General features: G+C 35.9%; 19 protein-coding genes. 4 read left to right on the top strand and 15 right to left on the bottom strand.

Annotated elements, in window-relative coordinates; all coding sequences use genetic code 11:
- The first annotated feature begins 274 nt into the window (after positions 1-274).
- Genes AACZ49_RS11250 through AACZ49_RS11235 form a run of 4 tightly spaced genes read left to right on the top strand, consistent with a single transcriptional unit; the run spans position 275 to position 6,525 of the window.
- Positions 275-1,363 carry a DegT/DnrJ/EryC1/StrS family aminotransferase gene (locus AACZ49_RS11250; protein ID WP_339654755.1) on the top strand — a complete coding sequence of 363 codons (1,089 nt, stop codon included), beginning with the start codon at positions 275-277 and terminating at the stop codon, positions 1,361-1,363.
- Positions 1,360-3,300, top strand: coding sequence for a nucleoside-diphosphate sugar epimerase/dehydratase (locus tag AACZ49_RS11245; protein WP_339654695.1), 1,941 nt, complete (start codon positions 1,360-1,362; stop codon positions 3,298-3,300). Before AACZ49_RS11250 ends, AACZ49_RS11245 begins: the two co-directional genes overlap by 4 nt.
- A gap of 40 nt (positions 3,301-3,340) precedes the next feature.
- Positions 3,341-4,123 (top strand): polysaccharide biosynthesis/export family protein, encoded by a 783-nt coding sequence (locus AACZ49_RS11240; RefSeq protein ID WP_339654693.1) that lies wholly within the window; start codon positions 3,341-3,343, stop codon positions 4,121-4,123.
- Positions 4,124-4,158: 35 nt separating this feature from the next.
- On the top strand, positions 4,159-6,525 hold the full coding sequence (locus AACZ49_RS11235) for a polysaccharide biosynthesis tyrosine autokinase (protein ID WP_339654690.1): 2,367 nt from the start codon (positions 4,159-4,161) through the stop codon (positions 6,523-6,525).
- Positions 6,526-6,531: 6 nt separating this feature from the next.
- On the opposite strand, the gene AACZ49_RS11230 is transcribed toward AACZ49_RS11235, so the two are convergent.
- The 15 genes from AACZ49_RS11230 to AACZ49_RS11160 form a co-directional block, all read right to left on the bottom strand.
- Positions 6,532-7,272: a CpsB/CapC family capsule biosynthesis tyrosine phosphatase gene (locus AACZ49_RS11230; RefSeq protein WP_339654688.1), complete on the bottom strand. Its 741-nt coding sequence runs from the start codon at positions 7,270-7,272 to the stop codon at positions 6,532-6,534.
- A gap of 136 nt (positions 7,273-7,408) precedes the next feature.
- A complete protein-coding gene (locus tag AACZ49_RS11225) occupies positions 7,409-7,771 on the bottom strand; it encodes a helix-turn-helix domain-containing protein (RefSeq protein ID WP_339654686.1) in 363 nt (120 codons plus the stop codon).
- Between the two features lie 4 nt (positions 7,772-7,775).
- Complete coding sequence (locus tag AACZ49_RS11220; protein WP_339654683.1) at positions 7,776-8,072, bottom strand: type II toxin-antitoxin system HigB family toxin; 297 nt, start codon at positions 8,070-8,072, stop codon at positions 7,776-7,778.
- A 182-nt stretch (positions 8,073-8,254) separates the two neighbouring features.
- On the bottom strand, positions 8,255-8,710 hold the full coding sequence (locus tag AACZ49_RS11215; RefSeq protein WP_339654680.1) for a DUF6730 family protein: 456 nt from the start codon (positions 8,708-8,710) through the stop codon (positions 8,255-8,257).
- 4 nt (positions 8,711-8,714) lie between these two features.
- A complete protein-coding gene (locus tag AACZ49_RS11210) occupies positions 8,715-9,575 on the bottom strand; it encodes a relaxase/mobilization nuclease domain-containing protein (RefSeq protein WP_339654677.1) in 861 nt (286 codons plus the stop codon).
- Between the two features lie 5 nt (positions 9,576-9,580).
- On the bottom strand, positions 9,581-9,877 hold the full coding sequence (gene mbpA / locus AACZ49_RS11205; RefSeq protein WP_339654675.1) for a mobilization protein MbpA: 297 nt from the start codon (positions 9,875-9,877) through the stop codon (positions 9,581-9,583).
- A gap of 159 nt (positions 9,878-10,036) precedes the next feature.
- Complete coding sequence (locus AACZ49_RS11200) at positions 10,037-10,654, bottom strand: toprim domain-containing protein (protein WP_339654673.1); 618 nt, start codon at positions 10,652-10,654, stop codon at positions 10,037-10,039.
- 236 nt (positions 10,655-10,890) lie between these two features.
- A complete protein-coding gene (locus AACZ49_RS11195; RefSeq protein WP_339654671.1) occupies positions 10,891-11,178 on the bottom strand; it encodes a helix-turn-helix domain-containing protein in 288 nt (95 codons plus the stop codon).
- A 427-nt stretch (positions 11,179-11,605) separates the two neighbouring features.
- Positions 11,606-12,556: a nitrilase family protein gene (locus AACZ49_RS11190; RefSeq protein ID WP_339654668.1), complete on the bottom strand. Its 951-nt coding sequence runs from the start codon at positions 12,554-12,556 to the stop codon at positions 11,606-11,608.
- 73 nt (positions 12,557-12,629) lie between these two features.
- Positions 12,630-13,427: a helix-turn-helix domain-containing protein gene (locus tag AACZ49_RS11185; protein ID WP_339654665.1), complete on the bottom strand. Its 798-nt coding sequence runs from the start codon at positions 13,425-13,427 to the stop codon at positions 12,630-12,632.
- A 204-nt stretch (positions 13,428-13,631) separates the two neighbouring features.
- On the bottom strand, positions 13,632-14,768 hold the full coding sequence (locus tag AACZ49_RS11180; RefSeq protein WP_339654662.1) for a site-specific integrase: 1,137 nt from the start codon (positions 14,766-14,768) through the stop codon (positions 13,632-13,634).
- Between the two features lie 218 nt (positions 14,769-14,986).
- Entirely contained in the window at positions 14,987-15,307 is a 321-nt protein-coding gene (locus AACZ49_RS11175) for a hypothetical protein (RefSeq protein WP_339654659.1), read from the bottom strand.
- A 3-nt stretch (positions 15,308-15,310) separates the two neighbouring features.
- Positions 15,311-15,460 carry a hypothetical protein gene (locus tag AACZ49_RS11170; protein ID WP_339654656.1) on the bottom strand — a complete coding sequence of 50 codons (150 nt, stop codon included), beginning with the start codon at positions 15,458-15,460 and terminating at the stop codon, positions 15,311-15,313.
- Positions 15,461-15,468: 8 nt separating this feature from the next.
- Positions 15,469-15,840, bottom strand: a complete 372-nt coding sequence (locus tag AACZ49_RS11165) for a helix-turn-helix domain-containing protein (protein ID WP_339654653.1) — start codon at positions 15,838-15,840, stop codon at positions 15,469-15,471.
- A 33-nt stretch (positions 15,841-15,873) separates the two neighbouring features.
- Positions 15,874-18,843, bottom strand: a complete 2,970-nt coding sequence (locus tag AACZ49_RS11160; protein WP_339654650.1) for a DEAD/DEAH box helicase family protein — start codon at positions 18,841-18,843, stop codon at positions 15,874-15,876.
- Positions 18,844-19,275: the final 432 nt, after the last annotated feature.

Below are 19,275 nucleotides of genomic sequence, written 5' to 3'. Positions count from 1 at the left end.
GATTAAAAAAGCAAAGATTAGAAAATAACGCCCGAATAGAAAATATATTTTCGATGAACTCTTTATTTCTGAGGTTTAAAGGTCTCTTGATACAAGAAAAAGTAAAAGTTAATTCTTTTGACCGATAATTTCCACATATTAAACGAATTAAGTTCATAATTCACTCGTTTGAGCAAATGTATCAGTAATTTTGAATGTAATATTTGTAACCCAAAATGATCAACCATTGAAAACCATTTCTATACCTACTAAAATATGGCTGTCCTCTCCACATATGGGAGGTACGGAGAAAAATTATGTTGATGAGGCTTTTGATACCAATTGGATTGCTCCATTAGGGCCTAATGTAAACGCCTTTGAACATTCGATTAAAACAAAACTAGGAAATTCAGTTCATGTTGCTGCCTTAAGTTCAGGAACCGCAGCTATTCATTTAGGACTTGAAATACTAGGTGTAGGTAAGGGTGATGAAGTACTTTGTCAAAGTTTTACATTTTCAGCCTCTGCTAATCCAATACTTTATTTAGGAGCTGAGCCTGTTTTTGTCGATAGTGAAACCGATACCTGGAATATGTCTCCTGTATTATTAAGAGAGGCTATTGAAAATAGAATAGCGGCCCATAAAAAACCAAAAGCAATTATAGCTGTGCATTTATATGGTATGCCTTATAAAGTTGCCGAAATAAAAGCGATAGCGAATGAATTTCAAATTCCCGTTTTAGAAGACAGCGCTGAGGCGTTGGGGAGTACTTTTAATGGGGAGTCTTGTGGTGCTTTTGGCGATATTGGTATTTTGTCATTTAATGGTAATAAAATCATAACCACTTCTGGTGGTGGAGCTTTGGTGTCCAATAATAAGAGTTATGCTGAAAAGGCCATATTTTTGGCAACCCAAGCGAGAGACGAAGCACCCCATTATCAACATTCCCATATAGGCTATAATTATAGAATGAGTAATGTTCTTGCAGGTATTGGACGAGGACAAATGGAAGTGTTGAGCGATAGGGTAGATGCTAGAAGAGCAAATCATAAATTTTATAAAGATGCCCTTAACGATTTTCAGGAAATCTCTTTTTTAGAGGAACCAGCAGGTTATTTTTCGAATAGATGGTTAAGTTGTATCTTAACATCTACTTATGAAATGAGAGAAAAACTAAGGTTAGCTCTTTTGGATGGGAATATTGAATCTAGACCATTATGGAAACCTTTACATTTACAACCAATATTTAGTAAACATAAACAGTTTATGGATGGAACCTCTGAAGCCCTTTTCGAAAAAGGTCTTTGTTTGCCCAGTGGCTCCAATTTACAACAAGAAGATTTGGAACGCGTAGTTACAACCATTAAAAACGTTTTAGCATGATACAGAAATATTTAGCGTATAATACAGAGAAATATGCCTCTAAATGGTTAGTGCTCGCCATTGATTTGGTAACGATAGCGTGTGCATTTATTTTGTCGTATTTAATACGATTTAATTTAACCTTAGATTTTGAAGTTGAGAATTTATTGTTACAACTTCCGCTGGTGCTTATAACTTCATTAGTAGCTTTTTTAATTGTTGGTTCATATAAAGGAGTTGTTCGACATACAGGGGTTCGTGATGTCTATAATATTTTTAACACGGTCTGCTTTTCAAGTATACTAGTTATTTTTATAGTTTTAGCCAATAGACAACTTGAGATTCTTAATCAATTTACGATTCCGTTGTCCATCATCATCATCAATAGTCTTATCACATTTATTGCCCTTACAGCTTCTAGGTTTGTTTTTAAATCGGTTTATAGTAATATGAACAGTAGTAAAAAATCCTATAAAAATGTATTAATTTATGGTGCAGGTGATTCTGGAGTATTAACACATGGTGCAATAACCAACCATGCGAATAGTAGATATAAGGTACTTGGCTATATTGATAGGGATGTTAAGAAAATTGGGAAAAATATAAATGGTGTACCTGTTTTTGGTAGAAAATCATTGACGGAATCTTTTATTTTGAAGAATAATATTTCAGAAATAATTTTTTCTATTCAAAATATAGATTCTAAAAAATTAAGAAAGACCGTAGAAGGGTTAGTAGATTACCCTATAGTTGTGAAAATTGTGCCTCCTATAGAAGATTGGATTAATGGGGAGTTGAAAGTTTCGCAAATTAAACAAGTTCAAATTGAAGACTTGCTTGATCGTGCGCCGATTAAAATCAAGAACAGTAAGATTGCCTTGGAATTGATGAACAAAACTATCATCGTAACAGGAGGTGCAGGTTCTATTGGTAGTGAAATTGTACGGCAAATATGTAATTACTCTTATAAATCTTTAATCATAATCGATTCTGCCGAATCGGCATTATATGATTTACAACAAGAGTTAAAACAAAATGGCTTTCATAACTTTATTCCTATAGTTGCTGATATAAGAGACAAAAATCGTATGAATGCATTATTTGGAGAACATCGCCCAAATATTGTTTTTCATGCAGCTGCTTATAAACATGTACCTCTAATGGAATATAATTCATATGAGGCTATTAAAATTAATATTGGAGGAACCAAAAATGTTGCTGATTTATCTGTATTGCATGGTATAGAAAAATTTGTTTTTGTCTCTACGGACAAGGCCGTAAACCCTACCAATGTTATGGGGGCAACAAAACGCATTGCTGAAATGTATATTAGCTGTATGCAAAAGGAAAATAAAACTAAATTTATTACTACGCGTTTTGGTAATGTTTTAGGGTCGAACGGATCTGTAATACCATTGTTTAGAAAACAGATTGAAAAAGGAGGGCCATTAACATTGACCCACAAAGATATTACGCGCTATTTTATGACGATACCAGAAGCTTCACAATTAGTGTTGGAAGCAGGTGCAATGGGTGAAGGTGGTGAGATATTTATATTTGATATGGGTGAGTCTGTGAAAATTTTTGATTTAGCTAAAAATATGATCAAGCTTTCTGGATTACGTTATCCGGAGGATATTGATATTAAAATTACTGGATTAAGGCCTGGGGAGAAATTGTATGAAGAGCTTTTGGCGAACGGTGAGAATACCCTACCGACCTACCATCAAAAAATAAAGATCAGTAAGGTTCGTGATGTTGAATATTCAAAAGTACGCTCTAAAATCGATGAGTTATGTATTACTAATATGTTTTTCAGTGGTAATACCGTTAAACTAATGAAGGAAATCGTACCTGAATATGTTTCAAAAAATTCAGATTTTTGTGAATTAGACAAACCTTCATCCGTTAATTCTGATGGTCAAAATATCACCAAATTAAAAATTGTTCAACCCTAACCAGCTTCGGATTCACCGATGTTAACTAATTATTTAAAAAATGAATATATTAAAAGCTAATCGTAGTAAATTCTCATTATTAATATTTTTAGGCATATTCATTGCTTCATGCGGTTCAAAAAAGGATGTCGTTTATTTTCAAGATGCCTCTGATTATGAAACTATAGTCAGTGACAATACGCATACGAATACGTTTAAGGTAGATGATGTTATTGGGATTAATGTGTCTACATTAGATCCTACAGCAAGTATACCATTTAACTTATTTTCTAGTGCAAGAGGAGAAGGTAGTTTTAATCAACCACAGCAGTTGGATTATATCTTGGATAAGAATGGTGAAATCGACTTTCCTGTTATAGGCAATATTAAAATTCTAGGGTTGACTCCTGAGGAGACTAAAATATTATTAAAGGAAAAATTGCAACCTTATTTAAAGGACCCAATCATTAATATACGTTTACGAAATTTTACGGTAACTGTTTTGGGCCAAGTAAATCGCCCAGGTACCTATCAAGTAAATGGGGAGCAAATCACCGTACTTGAGGCTATTGGTCTTGCTAACGATTTGAATATAAAAGGTAAGCGTGACAATGTTTTGGTTATACGAGATTTTAATGGTACCAAAGTATACACACGAATAGATCTTACTAAAAAGGCTTCTTTAAATTCACCAGTTTACTATTTAACACAAAATGATGTGGTTTATGTAGAGCCAAACCAATCTGCAGTAACACAATCTACTTTAGATAACAGAGCTGGATTAACAGTTTCTATTGCTTCTTTGATTATTACCTCGGCTATTATAATACTTACGAGAAATTAGAGTTTTATTTTAATTACCCAATTCAATAGATTTTTATGAATATTTCCGATAAAAAAGAGGATATTAAAAATGTTATTTCTACTTATACAAAGCAATGGAAATGGTTTGTACTCTTTGGCCTATTGGCATTAATTATTGCTTATGTATATATTAGATATACAGTACCCGAGTATGCTGTAAAATCACAAATTCAAATTGTACAAGAAAAAAATGCAGGACCTGAAATGGGAATTTTTCAGGATTTAAATATTATGGGAGGTTCATCTAAGCAGGTAGAAGATGAAATTGAAATTATTGCTTCTAGGTCAAATTTTATCGATGTTGTTAAAGAACTAGGTATTAATAAAAAGATAATGGCCCTTGGGAATGTTATCAATTCTGAAGTTTATAAGAATCCGCCATTAAACATAAATTTTATTGCACCTGATTCCATTATTAAAAATGCCGATTTTGGTTTTTTTATTGAATTTTCATCAGCCACTACTTTTGGTTACGTAGAAAATGAAGGTGATCCAGCAAAAATTTACTCTTTTGGTAATGGTATATCAACACCTGTTGGAGATATGATAATAACCCCTAATGTAAAGGACCCTAAGGGTTTAATAGGAAGGAGGTTTCAAATAAAGATGAGTCCTATAGAAGATGTAGCAAGATCACTTAAGACAGCGATCCAAATAGCGGTATCAGCTGAATATTCAAATATTCTTGATGTTACTATGACAAGTGCTATTCCTGAAAAGGCGAAGGATATTATTGATAAGTTGATAGAGATATACAACAGAAATGCTGTTGAAGAAAAGAAACGTATAGCGGATACTACTTCTGATTTTATTGATAATAGAATACAGTTAATTTCAGGTACCTTAAGTAATGTTGATAAAGATGCACAAGAACTATTGACGGAAAAAGGAATGACAGGTTCCGGTCTTGAAGTGGGTGCTGCCGTGCAGGTGAGTACGGGTAGTCGTCAAAATTTAGAGAATGCCAAAGTTCAATTACAAATGGTAAGCAGTTTGAAAGATTATGTTAGTGGTGAAACAGGGTACGATGAGATGCCAGTTGTTGATGTAGGCAGTGGGGCTTTAAGCCAAGCTACCTTGCAGTATAATACCATAGTGTCTGAACGTAAACGATTGTTGAAAAGTGCGGATGAGCAAAACCCTATGATCGTAAACTTGAATGAGCAATTGGATGGTATTAAAAGTACCATGCAATCTAGTTTAAACTCTTTGGAGCGTAACGCGGGTATGAACGTAAGTACACTTCAAAGTCAATTAGGTAGAATTCAGGGTACTATCTATTCCGCACCACAAAATCAGCGTGAATTACGGAATATTACCAGAAAGCAAGAGACTACCGAATCTTTATACTTATATCTACTACAAAAGCGTGAGGAATCTCAAATAGCCTTTGCTTCGGCAGCACCAAAATCTAACATAATTGATACTGCATATGTATCTAGCCCAACACCTGTTAAACCTAAGAAGGCAATTACTTATTTGGCTGCTTTAATATTGGGATTATTATTACCCTTTGGTGTAATTTATGGTAAGGATCAATTAGATACCAAAATTCAGAATAAGCATAGTCTTGAGAAATATACAAAAGATGTGCCTATATTAGGTGAGTTGCCTAAGCTTTTAAAAAAAGATAGTAAGATTATTATTAATGATGATCGTTCAGTACTAGCAGAAGCCTTACGTATTATTAGGGCTAATTTGGACTTTTTAATAAAAACCAAACATGCTAGCGACAATAATAAAAATAATGTAATCTATATTACATCTAGTACACCAGGAGAGGGTAAAACATTTGTCTCCTCCAATCTGTCCATGATATTGGCAAGTACCGATAAAAAGGTATTATTGGTTGGTGCCGATATACGAAATCCAAAATTATATTCATTCTTTTCAGGTGATTCTGTAGATAAATTAAAGACTCCGACCAGAAATAAAGATGCCGGATTTACAGAGTATTTGTTAGACGATTCAATATTGGTTAAAGATATTATTAGACCAATGTTGGTACATCATAATACCATTGATGTTATTTATTCTGGTAAGATTCCACCAAACCCCTCAGAATTATTAATGAGTACCAAGGTTAAGGATTTATTAGATGAGGTATCTGAACTTTACGACTATGTAATTGTAGATACAGCACCAATGATGGTGGTTAGTGATACGCTATTAATTGCACCTTATGCCGATCATATCATATACGTAACTAGGGCTGGTGTAACCGATGAAACTGCTGTTAAATTCCCATTGAATCTTCGTGATGAAGGTAAATTAAAAGGCGTGTCATTTGTTGTGAATGATGTAAGTTTGGATAATTTAGGTTATGGAGGGAAATACGGTTATGGCTACAGTAAAACCAGTAAAAAATGGTGGAAATTTTAAACCAACTTATTTGAAATTATAAATAGTCTTTTCGATTATAGGCTTAATAAGCATCAGTGTTTTTTCATTGATGCTTATTTTTTTTAAAGAATTCAGCTGAGAAATTTTATGAACATCACTAGCGATAAAATCTATTAAATTGTTCTTTAACAACCAATTGGCTGCTTGATTTACTTCTTTACCGTAATAATCACTTAAAGACAACATGTTTAATTGAAATAGTAATCCCTTGCCTTTTAGTTTCTTATATTGTTTCCAGTGATTATGTAAATAGGCATATCTTTCAGGATGGGCAAAAATAGGGAATAGCGAATTTTCTGAAATTAATTTTACAGACTCGTTGAAATTAATCGAAGCTTGTAAATAAGACATTTCTATAAGGAGGTAGCTTTTGGAAAGCGGCATAAATTTATGATCTTCAAGAAGTTTCTCGAAGCCAGAATCTATCATATGCTCCGCTGCAATATCAATGTTTACATGGTCTAACGTATTCATTTTAAGACCTTTTTTTAGTAAACTCAGAGAACTATTTATTGTTGTAGGATTATTGGGATAGTAATTTTCCATGATATGCGGCGTACATATAAAATCAGTAACTCCAAATTCACCGAAACCTTTTATAAGTTCGATAGACTCATCAACGGTTTTTGCACCATCATCTATACCGGGTAATATATGATTATGAATATCAATGAAACCATTTAGATGGTCAATTAAAAAATGTTTTTTACTAAAAAAACTGAACATAAAGTTTGTGTGATTTTATTATTTACCGATACAGTATCTTCTTTCCCCCGAAAACACTAGGGTAGGGGCGTTCGAGGTGGAAAATAGGTGAACCCTTTTGTTTTCTTTTGATAGTATCATGCTTTACTTCCTGTTTTTATTGCAGAATAATATCACTATCGATATTTAATTTTTGATGTAAAGCTTTGGCAACATTCAAGGTAATTTCCCGCTTTCCATTTAGATAATCACTGATTCTTGATGCGCTTGTATTTAATAGTGCAGCCAAATCCTTTCGCTTAAGTCCCATTTCGAACATACGTAATTCAATCATCTCATGTAAGGTAGGCAATCCTATTGGAAAATGGACTTCTTCATATTGTTCGATGATATCGCTAATCTCTATAAACTCTCGAGCTAAAGGGTCCTCCGTTGGTGTAGTGTCATTAACAACATCTATCAATTCTTCCAAGCGAAGATTTGCTTTGACATATTCCTCGTGTGTTATTGTTTTTTCCATAATCCTATAACTTATCTATATCCTTTATTTTGTCATAATCTCGGTGATTGCCAACCCACCTAATCAGGACTTTCTTAAACTTAAAGCGAACTATGGCAACAACGCGGTAATGGTTTCCCTTGACGTTAAAAACAAATCGACCATTGCCAACACTATCTGCTGTATTGAAGGTGTTCCTCAAATCAGCGAAATTATCCCATTCTGCCTTGTTTGCTTTTTTATACCAATCTTGCAAGGCCACTCTAGCATTGGTTTCTTTCGAAAAATACTCCCTTAGCTTTTTAAATGAAATGACATGCACTAGCTCTGATGATTAATTAGAACGTAAAGATAATATAGAAATTACACATATGGTTATTTATTTTCAAAAATTGTAATTTACTGCCCCATATCTTACCAAAAACTTAACTGCGTGTGGATCCTGTCCGGTTTTTGTAGTATTCCGGCAGATAAGCGTTAAGCAAAAACCGGATAGGGCGCACCCTACTTTTTGCTTTTGGGTTCTCGCCATTTTTGGTAAAGCTCGCCTGCCTCTGGGCTGGCCTCGAAGAAAGCCCTGAAATGCCCGACCATATTTTCTTCTCCCTGTCCATACGCTTCCTGCTTTATATCGGAGATTCGTGAAACCTTATAAATAGAGAAGCCCAAAACCAAAATAATGCAGACCAATAACCCCACGAACAACTTTATCGCCCATTTCGGAATGGTCATGGACTTTTTAATGTAGTAGACTACGTTCGCCATCAGTTTGTGTTGGTCTTCGATCACTTTCCGTTGATCTTCATTGTATCGTCTTAAGATAAAATCAATGTCCTTGGTGTCGGGCTTGATCTTGTAGTTCATCAAAAAAGTTTGTATCTCCTCCATGCGGCTGATCGAGTTTTCGAATTCCTTTATTTCTTCGGTCAACAATTCCGCTATTTCGTCCAATTTTGCCATAGTTCTATATTTCCATTCCTAATCCTATCGTTTTCTTAACGGCCGTTGTAATTGCTTTTTTAGCGATTGTAACTGCCAAGTTGGGCGATACCCCTACCGCCTTGCCAAACATCGTTAACGTATTTTCCTTGGCAATTTTTTGGGCTACATTTTTATCAAACCGGATTCGTTCCGCTATTCGCCCCATTGACATGGAACGGTGTACTTCACTTCCTTTTAGGTTTTGGCCTTTGTGTTCAAATCTGAAACCTCGCAACTGATTCGATTTACTGATGCTTGGAATGACCTTTACATCATTTTGTTTCATGTATTTGATATACTGGTCAAAATCCTTGGGCTTCATTTCGGTAATAACCTTCTCATGGACCTGCTTTATTTCCTGGCGTATATTCTTTACTTCGTTCAATTTTTCCTGTTGTACTTCCCTTACCGTGGTCAATCCCATTTGCTGGGCTACTTTTTCTGCCGCCTGTTGGCTTCGTTTTCCGATGTAGCTGTCCTTGTATGCCTTGCCGTCAAAACCGATGCGGTTGACGTATACATGGATATGCCGATGGTTTTTATCCTGATGCACAAAAGCGATCGCCTGGCGTTCCTGTAGTTTCATTTCCTTGATGAACCTTTCCGTAATTTCCTTCAGTTCATTTTCTTTCAATCCCTTTCCATCTTCTATCGTGGGACTAAGGACGAAGCTCAAGGTGTTCTTTTTACATAGATGGTTCTGGGATTGGATGATCTTGAATTCCTGTGTGATCTCTTCGGGATTGTCCCCTGCCAGATGTTTGCGATGGACCACCTGGGCATCTTTCTCCTCGTTCCAACCGTAACCCATGGAAGCTCCTGTATGCGATATGGATTTTCCCATGCCTATCATTTCTTGAAATTGTAAAGATGTTTGCGTATTTCATTTGCCAACTGGACCACTTCAGCGGCCAGTTTGGGATTTCGTTTTCGGTACATATTCCCGATACGTTTAAAGTTGACTTGATATTGAACCAGTAATTTGTACACATCGATCTGTTCATCGGAAAACCGTTCGACAATTCTAATATCAAAAGCGGCTCGGCGACAATACTCGCTTATGGAAAGTCCGCTCTTTCTTGCCTTGATCTTGAGCAGCTTCTTCTCATAAATGGAACATCGAAATTGTACAAATTCCTTTTTCACTTTAGGTTTTTTTATCTTTTTCTATCGAAGGTTACTTTGATAAATCATATATCGAAAACCGGTCAACAGTTCCCACTCTTTTGCGACCAACGGGAGCAAAAGCAAGATTTGTCATGACAATGACACATCTTGAATTCTTACTCAGAAGCATTTTTACGCCTACCTTCCGTTTCGTCCATTTCTCCCTTTCCACATCTCATTTATATCTTTGTAATCTTTATATAAATAGGATTTATCGATACATCCTCTATGATTTTGTATTAACCATTCTGTAGCTTCTGTTCCTGCCTTATCGTTGTCGAGATACAGTTCAATATGTTTGAACCGTTCGATAAATTTCATGGCTCTTTTTAGAAAGGAAATAGAGTTTAAAATCAGGAAAGACATGTTCTCGTGACGGAAGTTGGTGACCGTCAAAAAATCGAACAATCCTTCCGTTACCACTAGCTGCATACATCCGTTTGAAAAATAGGTAATGTCCTTTGGGGAAGAGGAATTCTTATAGTACCTATTGCGAAGTTCCCAACCACCGGAATCGTTCCGTAGTCCGATACCGAAATAATGGTTTCCTTTGCGGGAGTAATGGACTTCCTTACAATATTTATTGGCGGTTTCCAGCGTTATGTTCCGCTCGTTTAGGTAAGCTTTCAACCCGTAGTGCCAAATAGGGCGGGTACTTTTTATAATGATGCCATCGTTCTTAGGTGGTTCAAATGGTTGCGGGTGAAAAGAAAAAGAGGGCGGAATGTCCGAAAGGAAGTCGAGCGCATCCGTCAAACGGCAGTCGTAAAACCGGACGACCAGATCGAGGGTGTTCCCACCGAAGCCCGACCCATGGTCGAACCAAAGGTTCTTGATTTTCGATACTTTGAAAGAGGCTTGGGTCTCTGGCCGGAACGGGCTTAGGAACCAAGCTTCTTTCTTCGTTTCCCTGCGGGGAAAGTGCCCTGCCTTTGCCATCGTTTTCACGATGCAGACGGCACGGGCTTTTTTCCAGCATATTTCTCCCCTTTTCATCTGCGCTTATTTTTAAAGGTGTAGTTGAGGGCCTCGTTCTCGATTTCCGATCTTGACATTCTACCATTCTGAAGAAGCCAAGCGTTGAGTTTGGTCTTTTCAAAGAACAGCATCTTGCCATTGGGTTTTGAATGGGGTATATTTCCGGAGGCCGTCAATTTGTATAGATAGCTTCTCGATATTCCGGTATAGTCGCAGGTTTCCTCAAAGGTGAGTACTTCCTTATTGGCTATTAAAAGCCGTTCCAAACGATCAAGTCGTTCGAGGATTAAATAATTGTCCATTTGTTTCTTTTTAGGGTTACGAAATGAACAAAAGCGCTTTTGTTTTCTTTTGAAGAATTCCTTGGATAAAGGTAAAATAACGGAAGGGGTAAAGCTTGATATTTCGTTTTTAGTTATTCACAAAAAACTGATAAACAAATACTTACATCAAATCAATTCATATTTAACCAAATAAAATATAGAAAAATAAATTTAGTCTCAAATGGATTCAAATGAAACCATTTGGTTTTTATCAAAAATGGGAGAATGTTGGGTTATCAACAATTTAAAATTGCTAAACACATAAATTTCAGTCTAAAAAGGGTCGATTATATTGTTTTAGGCGCAGTCCATAACATAAACGTCTTGAAGAAAATTTCCATTCTTATGATGAATACTGTCCTTTAAATTGTTCTTTTTACGGAACGAAGATCATTGGGCGACAAACTTAATCCTTCTTATACATCCAGACTGGTGTCGTATTCGATTCATGTTCTGCTCCGATTATCATCTTATAAAGTTCGGGCTTTCTGGCACTTTTGTACCTCCAGCCGCCTGATAGCTTTATTTTTTCTTTAGTGATTTTTGAAATGGTTATGTTATCCTCAAAAGACCTTATTTCAGACAAAATTTCTCCATAAGGATCGATAATCATTGAATTACCATTTTTAAGATGTTCTCCATCATAGCCTATGGGGTTGGTAAAAGCATAGTAGACCCCATTGTCATAGGCTCTGGCAGGAAGCCAACGCATAAGCCAACGCCTACCTTTTGGGCCATCGAATTCCAACCTCAAGGAAACGGGGTCCGTTTGTCGGTTTTGCCAGAATCTATCTTCTACATAACCCCTGCCCGGCATTGCCGAAGGAGTGCATCCGGTTACATGAGGTGCAAAAATAAGTTCCGCACCTAGAAGACTGGTGGCCCTAACGTTTTCGATTACATTGTTATCGTAACAAATAAGGATTCCGCATTTCCAACCAAACAGTTCAAAAACACAATATTCTTGTCCTGCGGACATATGTCTGTTTATAAAAGGATGAAGTTTTCTATATTTTGCCACCATGCCATCCTTAGTAACGCAGATATAGGTGTTGAAAATTTTACCGTTCTCCTTCTCGACAAGACCGGCTAAAATCGGAATATCGAATTCCTGGGAAATACTAATTAATTCGTGAGTGCTCTTACCATTGGGTACTTCCTCTGCTAAAGCCATAACCTCTTCAAAGTCTAAATCCTTTGTGTAGGTATAAGCAGTGATCGACATCTCATGAAAACTGATTACGTCCGCACCTTTTGTCTTAGCCCTTTCGGTAAGTTTACGGATTACGGAAAGATTATATGTTTTGTCTCCATCTTTTGGTTGAAACTGTGCTACAGCGATATTTATTCCCTCCATATAAAATCTAATTTGTATACAAAAATATCGTGTAGGCAAACACGAAAATTGTATAAACCCGACAAAATATTTATTAAAGTGTAATGAGATTTACGGCAAGAGGTACAGCGTTCCTGTAAGCTGATGGTGTTAGACCCGTAAGTTCTTTGAATTCCCTGATTAGATGGGCTTGATCGTAGAAGCCTGCCTGAAGACTGATTCTTGTTAAAAGGTCGGGGCTTGATTTTCTGCCCATAAGCCCCAAGAAGGAATGGAGTTTAACAATTTGAATGAATTTTTTTGGAGAAATCCCTATTTGACCAGCAAAAGTTCTTTGTAAGTTTCTTTCGCTTGTGCAAGCGTACAGGCTAAGTTGCTTTACTGACACCATACCTTTTTTAATTAGCACATGTTGGACGGTATTTTTAAGGAAAGGCGCTAAAGAGTCCTCGTTTTTATTTAATCTATTCAAAAAAAACGAATTCAAATTTTCTACAATAGCATTTATAGTGCATTCACTTCTTAGCCTTTCATTCAATTCAAATACTTCATTGTCGAAAATTAAACTTGCATCCACTATTTTGCCCTGGAGTTCATTTGAGGGTATCCCAGTAAATCTGTAGAGACCAAATGGTTGGAACAACACAATAATAATGCACAATGCACCTTCGATTATAAAATCTTGATTCTTTAAAATTTGCCCAAAAACATAATTATTAGGTAATGTGGAATTAGTACTTGAAACCTTGAAGTTTGTTTTTTTAATTGCGAAAACAATTCCGTTATGACCATTTGAGAAGTGCCTAAAGTTTTTCTGTATATCAGATTCTATATCCAAAACAAGATAGTGCTTGATGTGATTGGATAAAAATGGAGACGGAGTAATTTGCATTTAATGACCTGATAAAAATATATGAATAAAATTAAATCAATTTTTAGAATTACAACTGTCCTATAAAAGGGCCTTTTTACAGGAGGGTTTCAGTAAAGCGAAAATTCATCTTCCCAAGTGTCCCATTTCTGGTCTTTTTTAGTATTCTCGTTAATTAATCTTTTATGGGACATTTGACGGTAGTAGAAAAGTCTTCGAACAGTTCTAATAAATTTCCAGATTCAATTCAGGAATTAGATTAGCCGCTTCCTTCATTTTTTCATCGATAATCTTGGTATAGATTTCGGTTGTGCGGATTTCGCGATGTCCTAATCGTTTTGACACCGTATAAATATCAGCCCCATTTTCTAACAGCAGTACAGCATTCGTATGTCTTGCACTATGGAAAGTGATATGTTTGGTAATTCCAGCTTTCATGCACCATCTTAGAATTTCGGTATTATAGACTGCTCCATATTTAAGTCCTCTGAAAACCCGGTCGCTTTCATTAGTTCTTTTGCCTAAAAGTTTTCGCGACTGCTCAGAAACATAAAGATATTCAAGTCCGTCAGTTTTCTTTTGCCTAAATATAACTCGTGAACCTGTATCTTCATCTCGAACCTCCGACCATCTTAATTTATCAATATCGCTCCATCGCAAACCTGTGAGGCAACTGAAAATAAAAGCGTTCTTTAACATAGGGTACTTACACTCTGCTTTTGTCAATGCCTGTAGTTCGGAATAGGTAAGGTACTCTCGCGTAGATTCGCCTTGCTCAAAACCTTTAACTGATCGTAGTACATTTTCTCCTAAAAAGTTTTCGGTATAGGCTTCCCTTAGAGCTGCTTTAAATTTATTGAAATAGGTATATTTAGAATTTTGGGATAAGGGAGTGTCACTTTTTGTTTTTGCCTTATTGTTTAAATATGTCTTAAAACCCTTTACGAATTCGATATCAATATCTTTCAACTGTTTGTGAGGTGGGCAATATTTTTCAATGTGTTTTTGAGCGGCATCCCAATTTCCATAATTGGCCTTGGCTTCAAAACGTTCCTCTTTTAGCCTTTTGTAATAATCCATAAAAGTAATCTTACCCTTTTTATCATTTCTCAATTTGAATTTTCCTTGGTAGAATTCTGCTTTTCGAATAGAAAGGATTTTTTCGGCTAGTTCATAGGTTTCTTTGTTTTTTCTTTTTTCATCTGACGTGCTCGGATCTTGTAAGGGATAGAGCTTCAAATATTCAAAATCACGGTCATATTTATTTATACCGTTTTTGTCAATGTAATGTCCCTTGTAGAATTCTAAAAAGAGACTAAGTTTTCCGTTTTTAATCTTTTTACTCTTGAGACTTATTTTCATAACTAAGGTGAAATTTTTTCACCTCAAGGACTAAAATATCATCCGAGGTGAAAATTAGGTGAAATAAATGTATGAAAATAGGAGATTATGAGAAAGATAAAATAAAAATACTTTTAAACAACTTATTGATTTACAGACATATGAAACCAAATGAAACCATTTAAGACCAAATGAAATACTTATTTATTTTCCGATACAGTAAGTAACGGCTTCATAGTTTACAGGGGTTTTGATGGTTTGAGACACAAAGAAGAGACAAACGCCAAAAACGAGGTGCAAATTTGTTCAAAGTTAGTCCTTCTTTTTAAGACTTTCAACGAGTTTTGTATCTCTTGACCTTGATAGAAATCTACAGTCTTCCAACCATTTTTTGCGTCGTTCACATCTAAAACTCCTCTTTCAATAGAATCATTAAAAAGGTCAATAGTAGGGTCCCCACAGTCGCACTTGTCGGTATGGCCACAATAACACAACACATCTCCAAATTCATCTTTACTCTCCTTTCTCAGTTTCAACCAGTTTTTAAATTTTTCTTCCATTGATTATTTATCCTTGTTTCTGGGATATTGCTTAGTTGCTATAATATCTTTTATGGACCTATTACTAATGCCGCTTTTCCAGCCTTTTTCAATTTCTTCCCTTAGTTTTTGAAGTGACTCTGTTTCGGTATTTGTAGCTTTTCTATTCTCCATAACCTTAATTATTGCAAAATAATATCACTATCAATATTCAATTTTTGATGTATAGCCTTGACCACCTTCAAAGTAATATCTCCTTTACCCATCAAATAGTCGCTTATCCTAAATGTGCTAGTATTAAGAAGTACAGCTAAATCTTTTTTTTTAAGACCCATTTCAAACATTCGTAGTTCAATCATTTCTTGTAATGTAGGTAAACCGATGGGGAAATGGATTTCTTCGTATTGTTCGATGATGTCGCTAATCTTTATGAGCTCTTTTGCCAAGGAATCATCCATTGGTGTATTGTTATCGACAATATCTATTATTTCTTCTAAACGAAGGCTTGCTTTGACGTATTGTTTGTGAGTTATTAAGTTAAATTTAGAAATCATCTGGCTAAAATATACAATTTGTCCAAATAGGCTTTAGTAAAGTTTTTCTTCTAAGGAATCCCTCCATTGAATAAAACCCTTTCTATCATCAGAATAATTGTGGATAATTCGGCTAAAGCTCACGGGTCGGGATTCCAAATAAAACTGCCTACCCTGATTTCTAATCATATTCAATGACGAATCTACAGAAGCTAGATGTTCCTTTAAGGTCGAGCTATTTTTCTCGAAATGCCAAATGTAGGTCGCTTCTTCAGTATCCAAAGTTTCCAAAATTATATGGAATTGGTGATTGCCCAATAGCAAGAAAACAAAGGAAAAAGGATGAAGCACAAATCGAAGTTTTAAAATCGCGTGCGCATGATTGTCGGCCAGATAGCGTAGCTGGCGAAAATGTTTTACACTTCTCTTGGAAAGTATTTCCTCCAACAATTCTTGTTCCGATGGGCAAAGTGCTTGAATTCTTTCTTCATGCTGTGCAATATCGAATTCCTTTTCTGGGTTTGATTTTTTGCCAAAAAAACTTTTCTTTACGAGTCTGAATCGTACACCTTCCAAGACTTCACGGTTTATCCTTTCCAAGTCTCTGGAAATTGCCAATTGTGCAACCAAAACATTATTTTCAAATTCAGAGGAAACTGTTATTTCTACGGTTTTAGAATCCATTATTTTAGCAAAATACGGCTTAAGCACCTCAAACTCCGGGCGTATATAATCATTCTCAATTTCGAATTCTAGTTCTTTTTGTAAATTGGAACTTTTGTGGGTAAATGCAATTGTACCGAAACGAAAATCGAGCTGCTCTATAGGTACTTTTATAGTTGCCGTCATTGAATTACTTGCTTGTGTCTTGGGAATAGCGGTGGGGATATCGTCAAATAAGGTAGCCTGTCTATCCAGGTTTCGGTAGTAGGTATTTCTTTTGAGAAAAAGCCGATTGAGGTATTCAATCTTATAATCCCTGTAATCGTAGATCAACGGGGCTATTTCGGAACGCTGTACCCTTCCTATATATTGAATCAGTTTTCCTTTGAAAGAAAAGGGGTAGACCAAAAACAGACAAGTCGCGTTTTTCAGATCAGTGCCTTCTCCAAAGAATTGTCCCGTGGTAATAAGGATCTGATAGTTTCCCTCGTTGAGGACTTTCCATTTTGAACTCCTATCGCTTTCTGAATCATCCCCGCTTAATGAGACAACCTCAAATTGTTGTTTTAAAAACTGATATAGGTTGGTAATATGTTCTTTCCTTTCGGTAATTACGACGACTCGTTTACCAGTATTCACCTCTGAAATTATATCGCTGACGATGTTTTTATTACGAGCCGAATCATGTACCAGAACTTTAGACAAGGTTTCGAACGTGTCTGTTTTTGAATTAAAGGGAACATCCAGATTTGTATTCCTGATGATAACCCTTGCTTTTTTGAAAGTTTCTATATCCTGCGGTTTGATGTCGGCTATCAATTCTCCCAAATGGGCAAAAATAAGTTTGCCGTCACTATTTTTTCTGAAAGGGGTCGCTGTTAGGCCGTACTGGTAATATGGGAAAAGTCTGGAAACGGTAGCCGCATAGGATTGGGCGGGAATGTGATGACACTCGTCAATGATAACGGTCTTGAATATTTTTGAAATTTCAGGATTATCTATTTTTTTGCCCAGACTTTGGATCATTGCTATTGTAACTTGCTTTCCTATTTTTGCTTTACCCTGACCTATTTTACCAATTTGGGTTTTAGGTATTTTTAGAAAAGCTTCAACACTCTCCATCCATTGGTCCATAAGCTGTTTTCTGTGAACAACTATCAATGCGGTTTGGCATTTGTCAGCAATTATTTTTAGTCCGATTATTGTTTTGCCAGATCCGGGAGGTGCCGTAATTACGCCAAAATCTTTTTTAGAGATAGCAGATAGTACGGTTTTCTGGTGTTCCAGTAATTCAGTACCAAATGTAAACGGTACGTCTTTCGATTTTTTTCTTTTGTCCTGAAATTCAAAATCGATTTTTTGTTTGTTACAAAATCGCAGTAATTGTCCTATAGTCCCTCTCGGTAGAAGAACTTCATTTTTAGATTCGGAAACAAGATTGAAATATCTATTGGTACTCCACGTTGTTCTCCCTATCTTTTTCTTTATGAAATAGTCGGGATTGGCCACGTTAAATGTATCCTTTATGAAATTAACCAACGGCGTGGTCAACCCGGTCTTATTGATTCGAATTTCGTTATCCAAACGGATGACAAGTGTATCCCCGGAAAAAGAGTTTTCCAATTCGTCCGCATCGTTTTTAACAATTGTACGGTACAATACATCAAGTTCGGCAGTTTTTATCCTTTTGATTTGCTTTAAGAAATCCCATTGGTTTTCATAGAGAACGAATGATTTGGGGTCGATAAAGCAGCTATTGCCCTTTTCAACATTTGGATAATGTAGGGGTAAGGCTATAAGGTTGCCCAGACCCTTTCCTGAAAGGAAATCCTGATTGGGGAACAACCTGTCAAAACTTGAAGTTTTATCGAACATTGAAAATGTTCCACTTTCTTCAAGTAGTTTTTTAAAGATGGCCCTGCTTTTGACTGCAGGGTAGGGTGAATCAAAAAATATCCAAACGTGCCCACCGTTTCCGGAACGGGAACGCTCCAAATATGTCGGTATATTTTTGGACTCACAAACTGAGATAAAATCCTTGCATTCCTGTTGCCAGTTTTCCTTATCAAAATCCGCAGCGATAAACCAAGAGGTATTGTCTTTGAGCATTGGGTAAATGCCTATTTGTTGTTCGCCTTCTAAATGTTTGAAAACTTGATTATCGTTTAAAGGCAAAAAAGATTTTTCGGTAAAATCCTTAAATGTTCCCCCATTGATTTTATGTAGCCTATATTGGTAAGGGTCGTAAAAGTAGGCGGGCATATAGCCACTTTTGTTTCCTTTCTCCCATCGAATGGCAAAAACATCATCCCTTCCTCTGAATAGGGACTTAAAAAATTGAATATTTTCTTTATTTTTCAATTCCAATGCTATTTTTGATTACTTCCCACTCTAAGTAAAAATAGCAATAAATTAGTGGCTGTAATTTGGGTGGTTATATCGATAACTGCTCGTAGGCAAGATAATTGTAAGACGAAAGCTCTTTTTATTATTTGCATCAAATAATCGTCAAATAAGCTGTTGCCCATAAGCTGACTTTATCGGAGTACTCAACTACGATAATGGGATAGCCTTCAAATAAGATTAAGAATGTCATCTAAAATGTCAAGTTTTTTGCGCAAAAAACTTGACTTGTTGCCGTTGGGACTTCTTATCAGAAGGTGAATAATTGAATAGGTCTCATTGAGAATAAATAGGACAGCACTATGGTTATTGTTCCTTGCGGGAGACTTTGCTTCCCGCAAGGAAGCAATAACCAATGAAACAATGCAACTAAAGTTATCAGCACTTATT

Source organism: uncultured Maribacter sp., from assembly GCF_963975365.1.
Taxonomy (GTDB): domain Bacteria; phylum Bacteroidota; class Bacteroidia; order Flavobacteriales; family Flavobacteriaceae; genus Maribacter.
This window is presented reverse-complemented; position numbering and strand designations above follow the sequence as displayed.

What these genes read in the sequence shown, in the direction of transcription:
- AACZ49_RS11215 (WP_339654680.1), bottom strand. Translation starts at nt 8,710, where the DNA reads ATGGCAAAATTGGACGAAATAGCGGAATTGTTGACCGAAGAAATAAAG.
- AACZ49_RS11240 (WP_339654693.1), top strand. Translation starts at nt 3,341, where the DNA reads ATGAATATATTAAAAGCTAATCGTAGTAAATTCTCATTATTAATATTT.
- AACZ49_RS11175 (WP_339654659.1), bottom strand. Translation starts at nt 15,307, where the DNA reads ATGGAAGAAAAATTTAAAAACTGGTTGAAACTGAGAAAGGAGAGTAAA.
- AACZ49_RS11185 (WP_339654665.1), bottom strand. Translation starts at nt 13,427, where the DNA reads ATGCAAATTACTCCGTCTCCATTTTTATCCAATCACATCAAGCACTAT.
- AACZ49_RS11190 (WP_339654668.1), bottom strand. Translation starts at nt 12,556, where the DNA reads ATGGAGGGAATAAATATCGCTGTAGCACAGTTTCAACCAAAAGATGGA.
- AACZ49_RS11250 (WP_339654755.1), top strand. Translation starts at nt 275, where the DNA reads ATGGGAGGTACGGAGAAAAATTATGTTGATGAGGCTTTTGATACCAAT.
- AACZ49_RS11195 (WP_339654671.1), bottom strand. Translation starts at nt 11,178, where the DNA reads ATGGACAATTATTTAATCCTCGAACGACTTGATCGTTTGGAACGGCTT.
- AACZ49_RS11170 (WP_339654656.1), bottom strand. Translation starts at nt 15,460, where the DNA reads ATGGAGAATAGAAAAGCTACAAATACCGAAACAGAGTCACTTCAAAAA.
- AACZ49_RS11225 (WP_339654686.1), bottom strand. Translation starts at nt 7,771, where the DNA reads ATGGAAAAAACAATAACACACGAGGAATATGTCAAAGCAAATCTTCGC.
- AACZ49_RS11235 (WP_339654690.1), top strand. Translation starts at nt 4,159, where the DNA reads ATGAATATTTCCGATAAAAAAGAGGATATTAAAAATGTTATTTCTACT.
- AACZ49_RS11165 (WP_339654653.1), bottom strand. Translation starts at nt 15,840, where the DNA reads ATGATTTCTAAATTTAACTTAATAACTCACAAACAATACGTCAAAGCA.
- AACZ49_RS11245 (WP_339654695.1), top strand. Translation starts at nt 1,360, where the DNA reads ATGATACAGAAATATTTAGCGTATAATACAGAGAAATATGCCTCTAAA.
- AACZ49_RS11210 (WP_339654677.1), bottom strand. Translation starts at nt 9,575, where the DNA reads ATGGGAAAATCCATATCGCATACAGGAGCTTCCATGGGTTACGGTTGG.
- AACZ49_RS11180 (WP_339654662.1), bottom strand. Translation starts at nt 14,768, where the DNA reads ATGAAAATAAGTCTCAAGAGTAAAAAGATTAAAAACGGAAAACTTAGT.
- AACZ49_RS11230 (WP_339654688.1), bottom strand. Translation starts at nt 7,272, where the DNA reads ATGTTCAGTTTTTTTAGTAAAAAACATTTTTTAATTGACCATCTAAAT.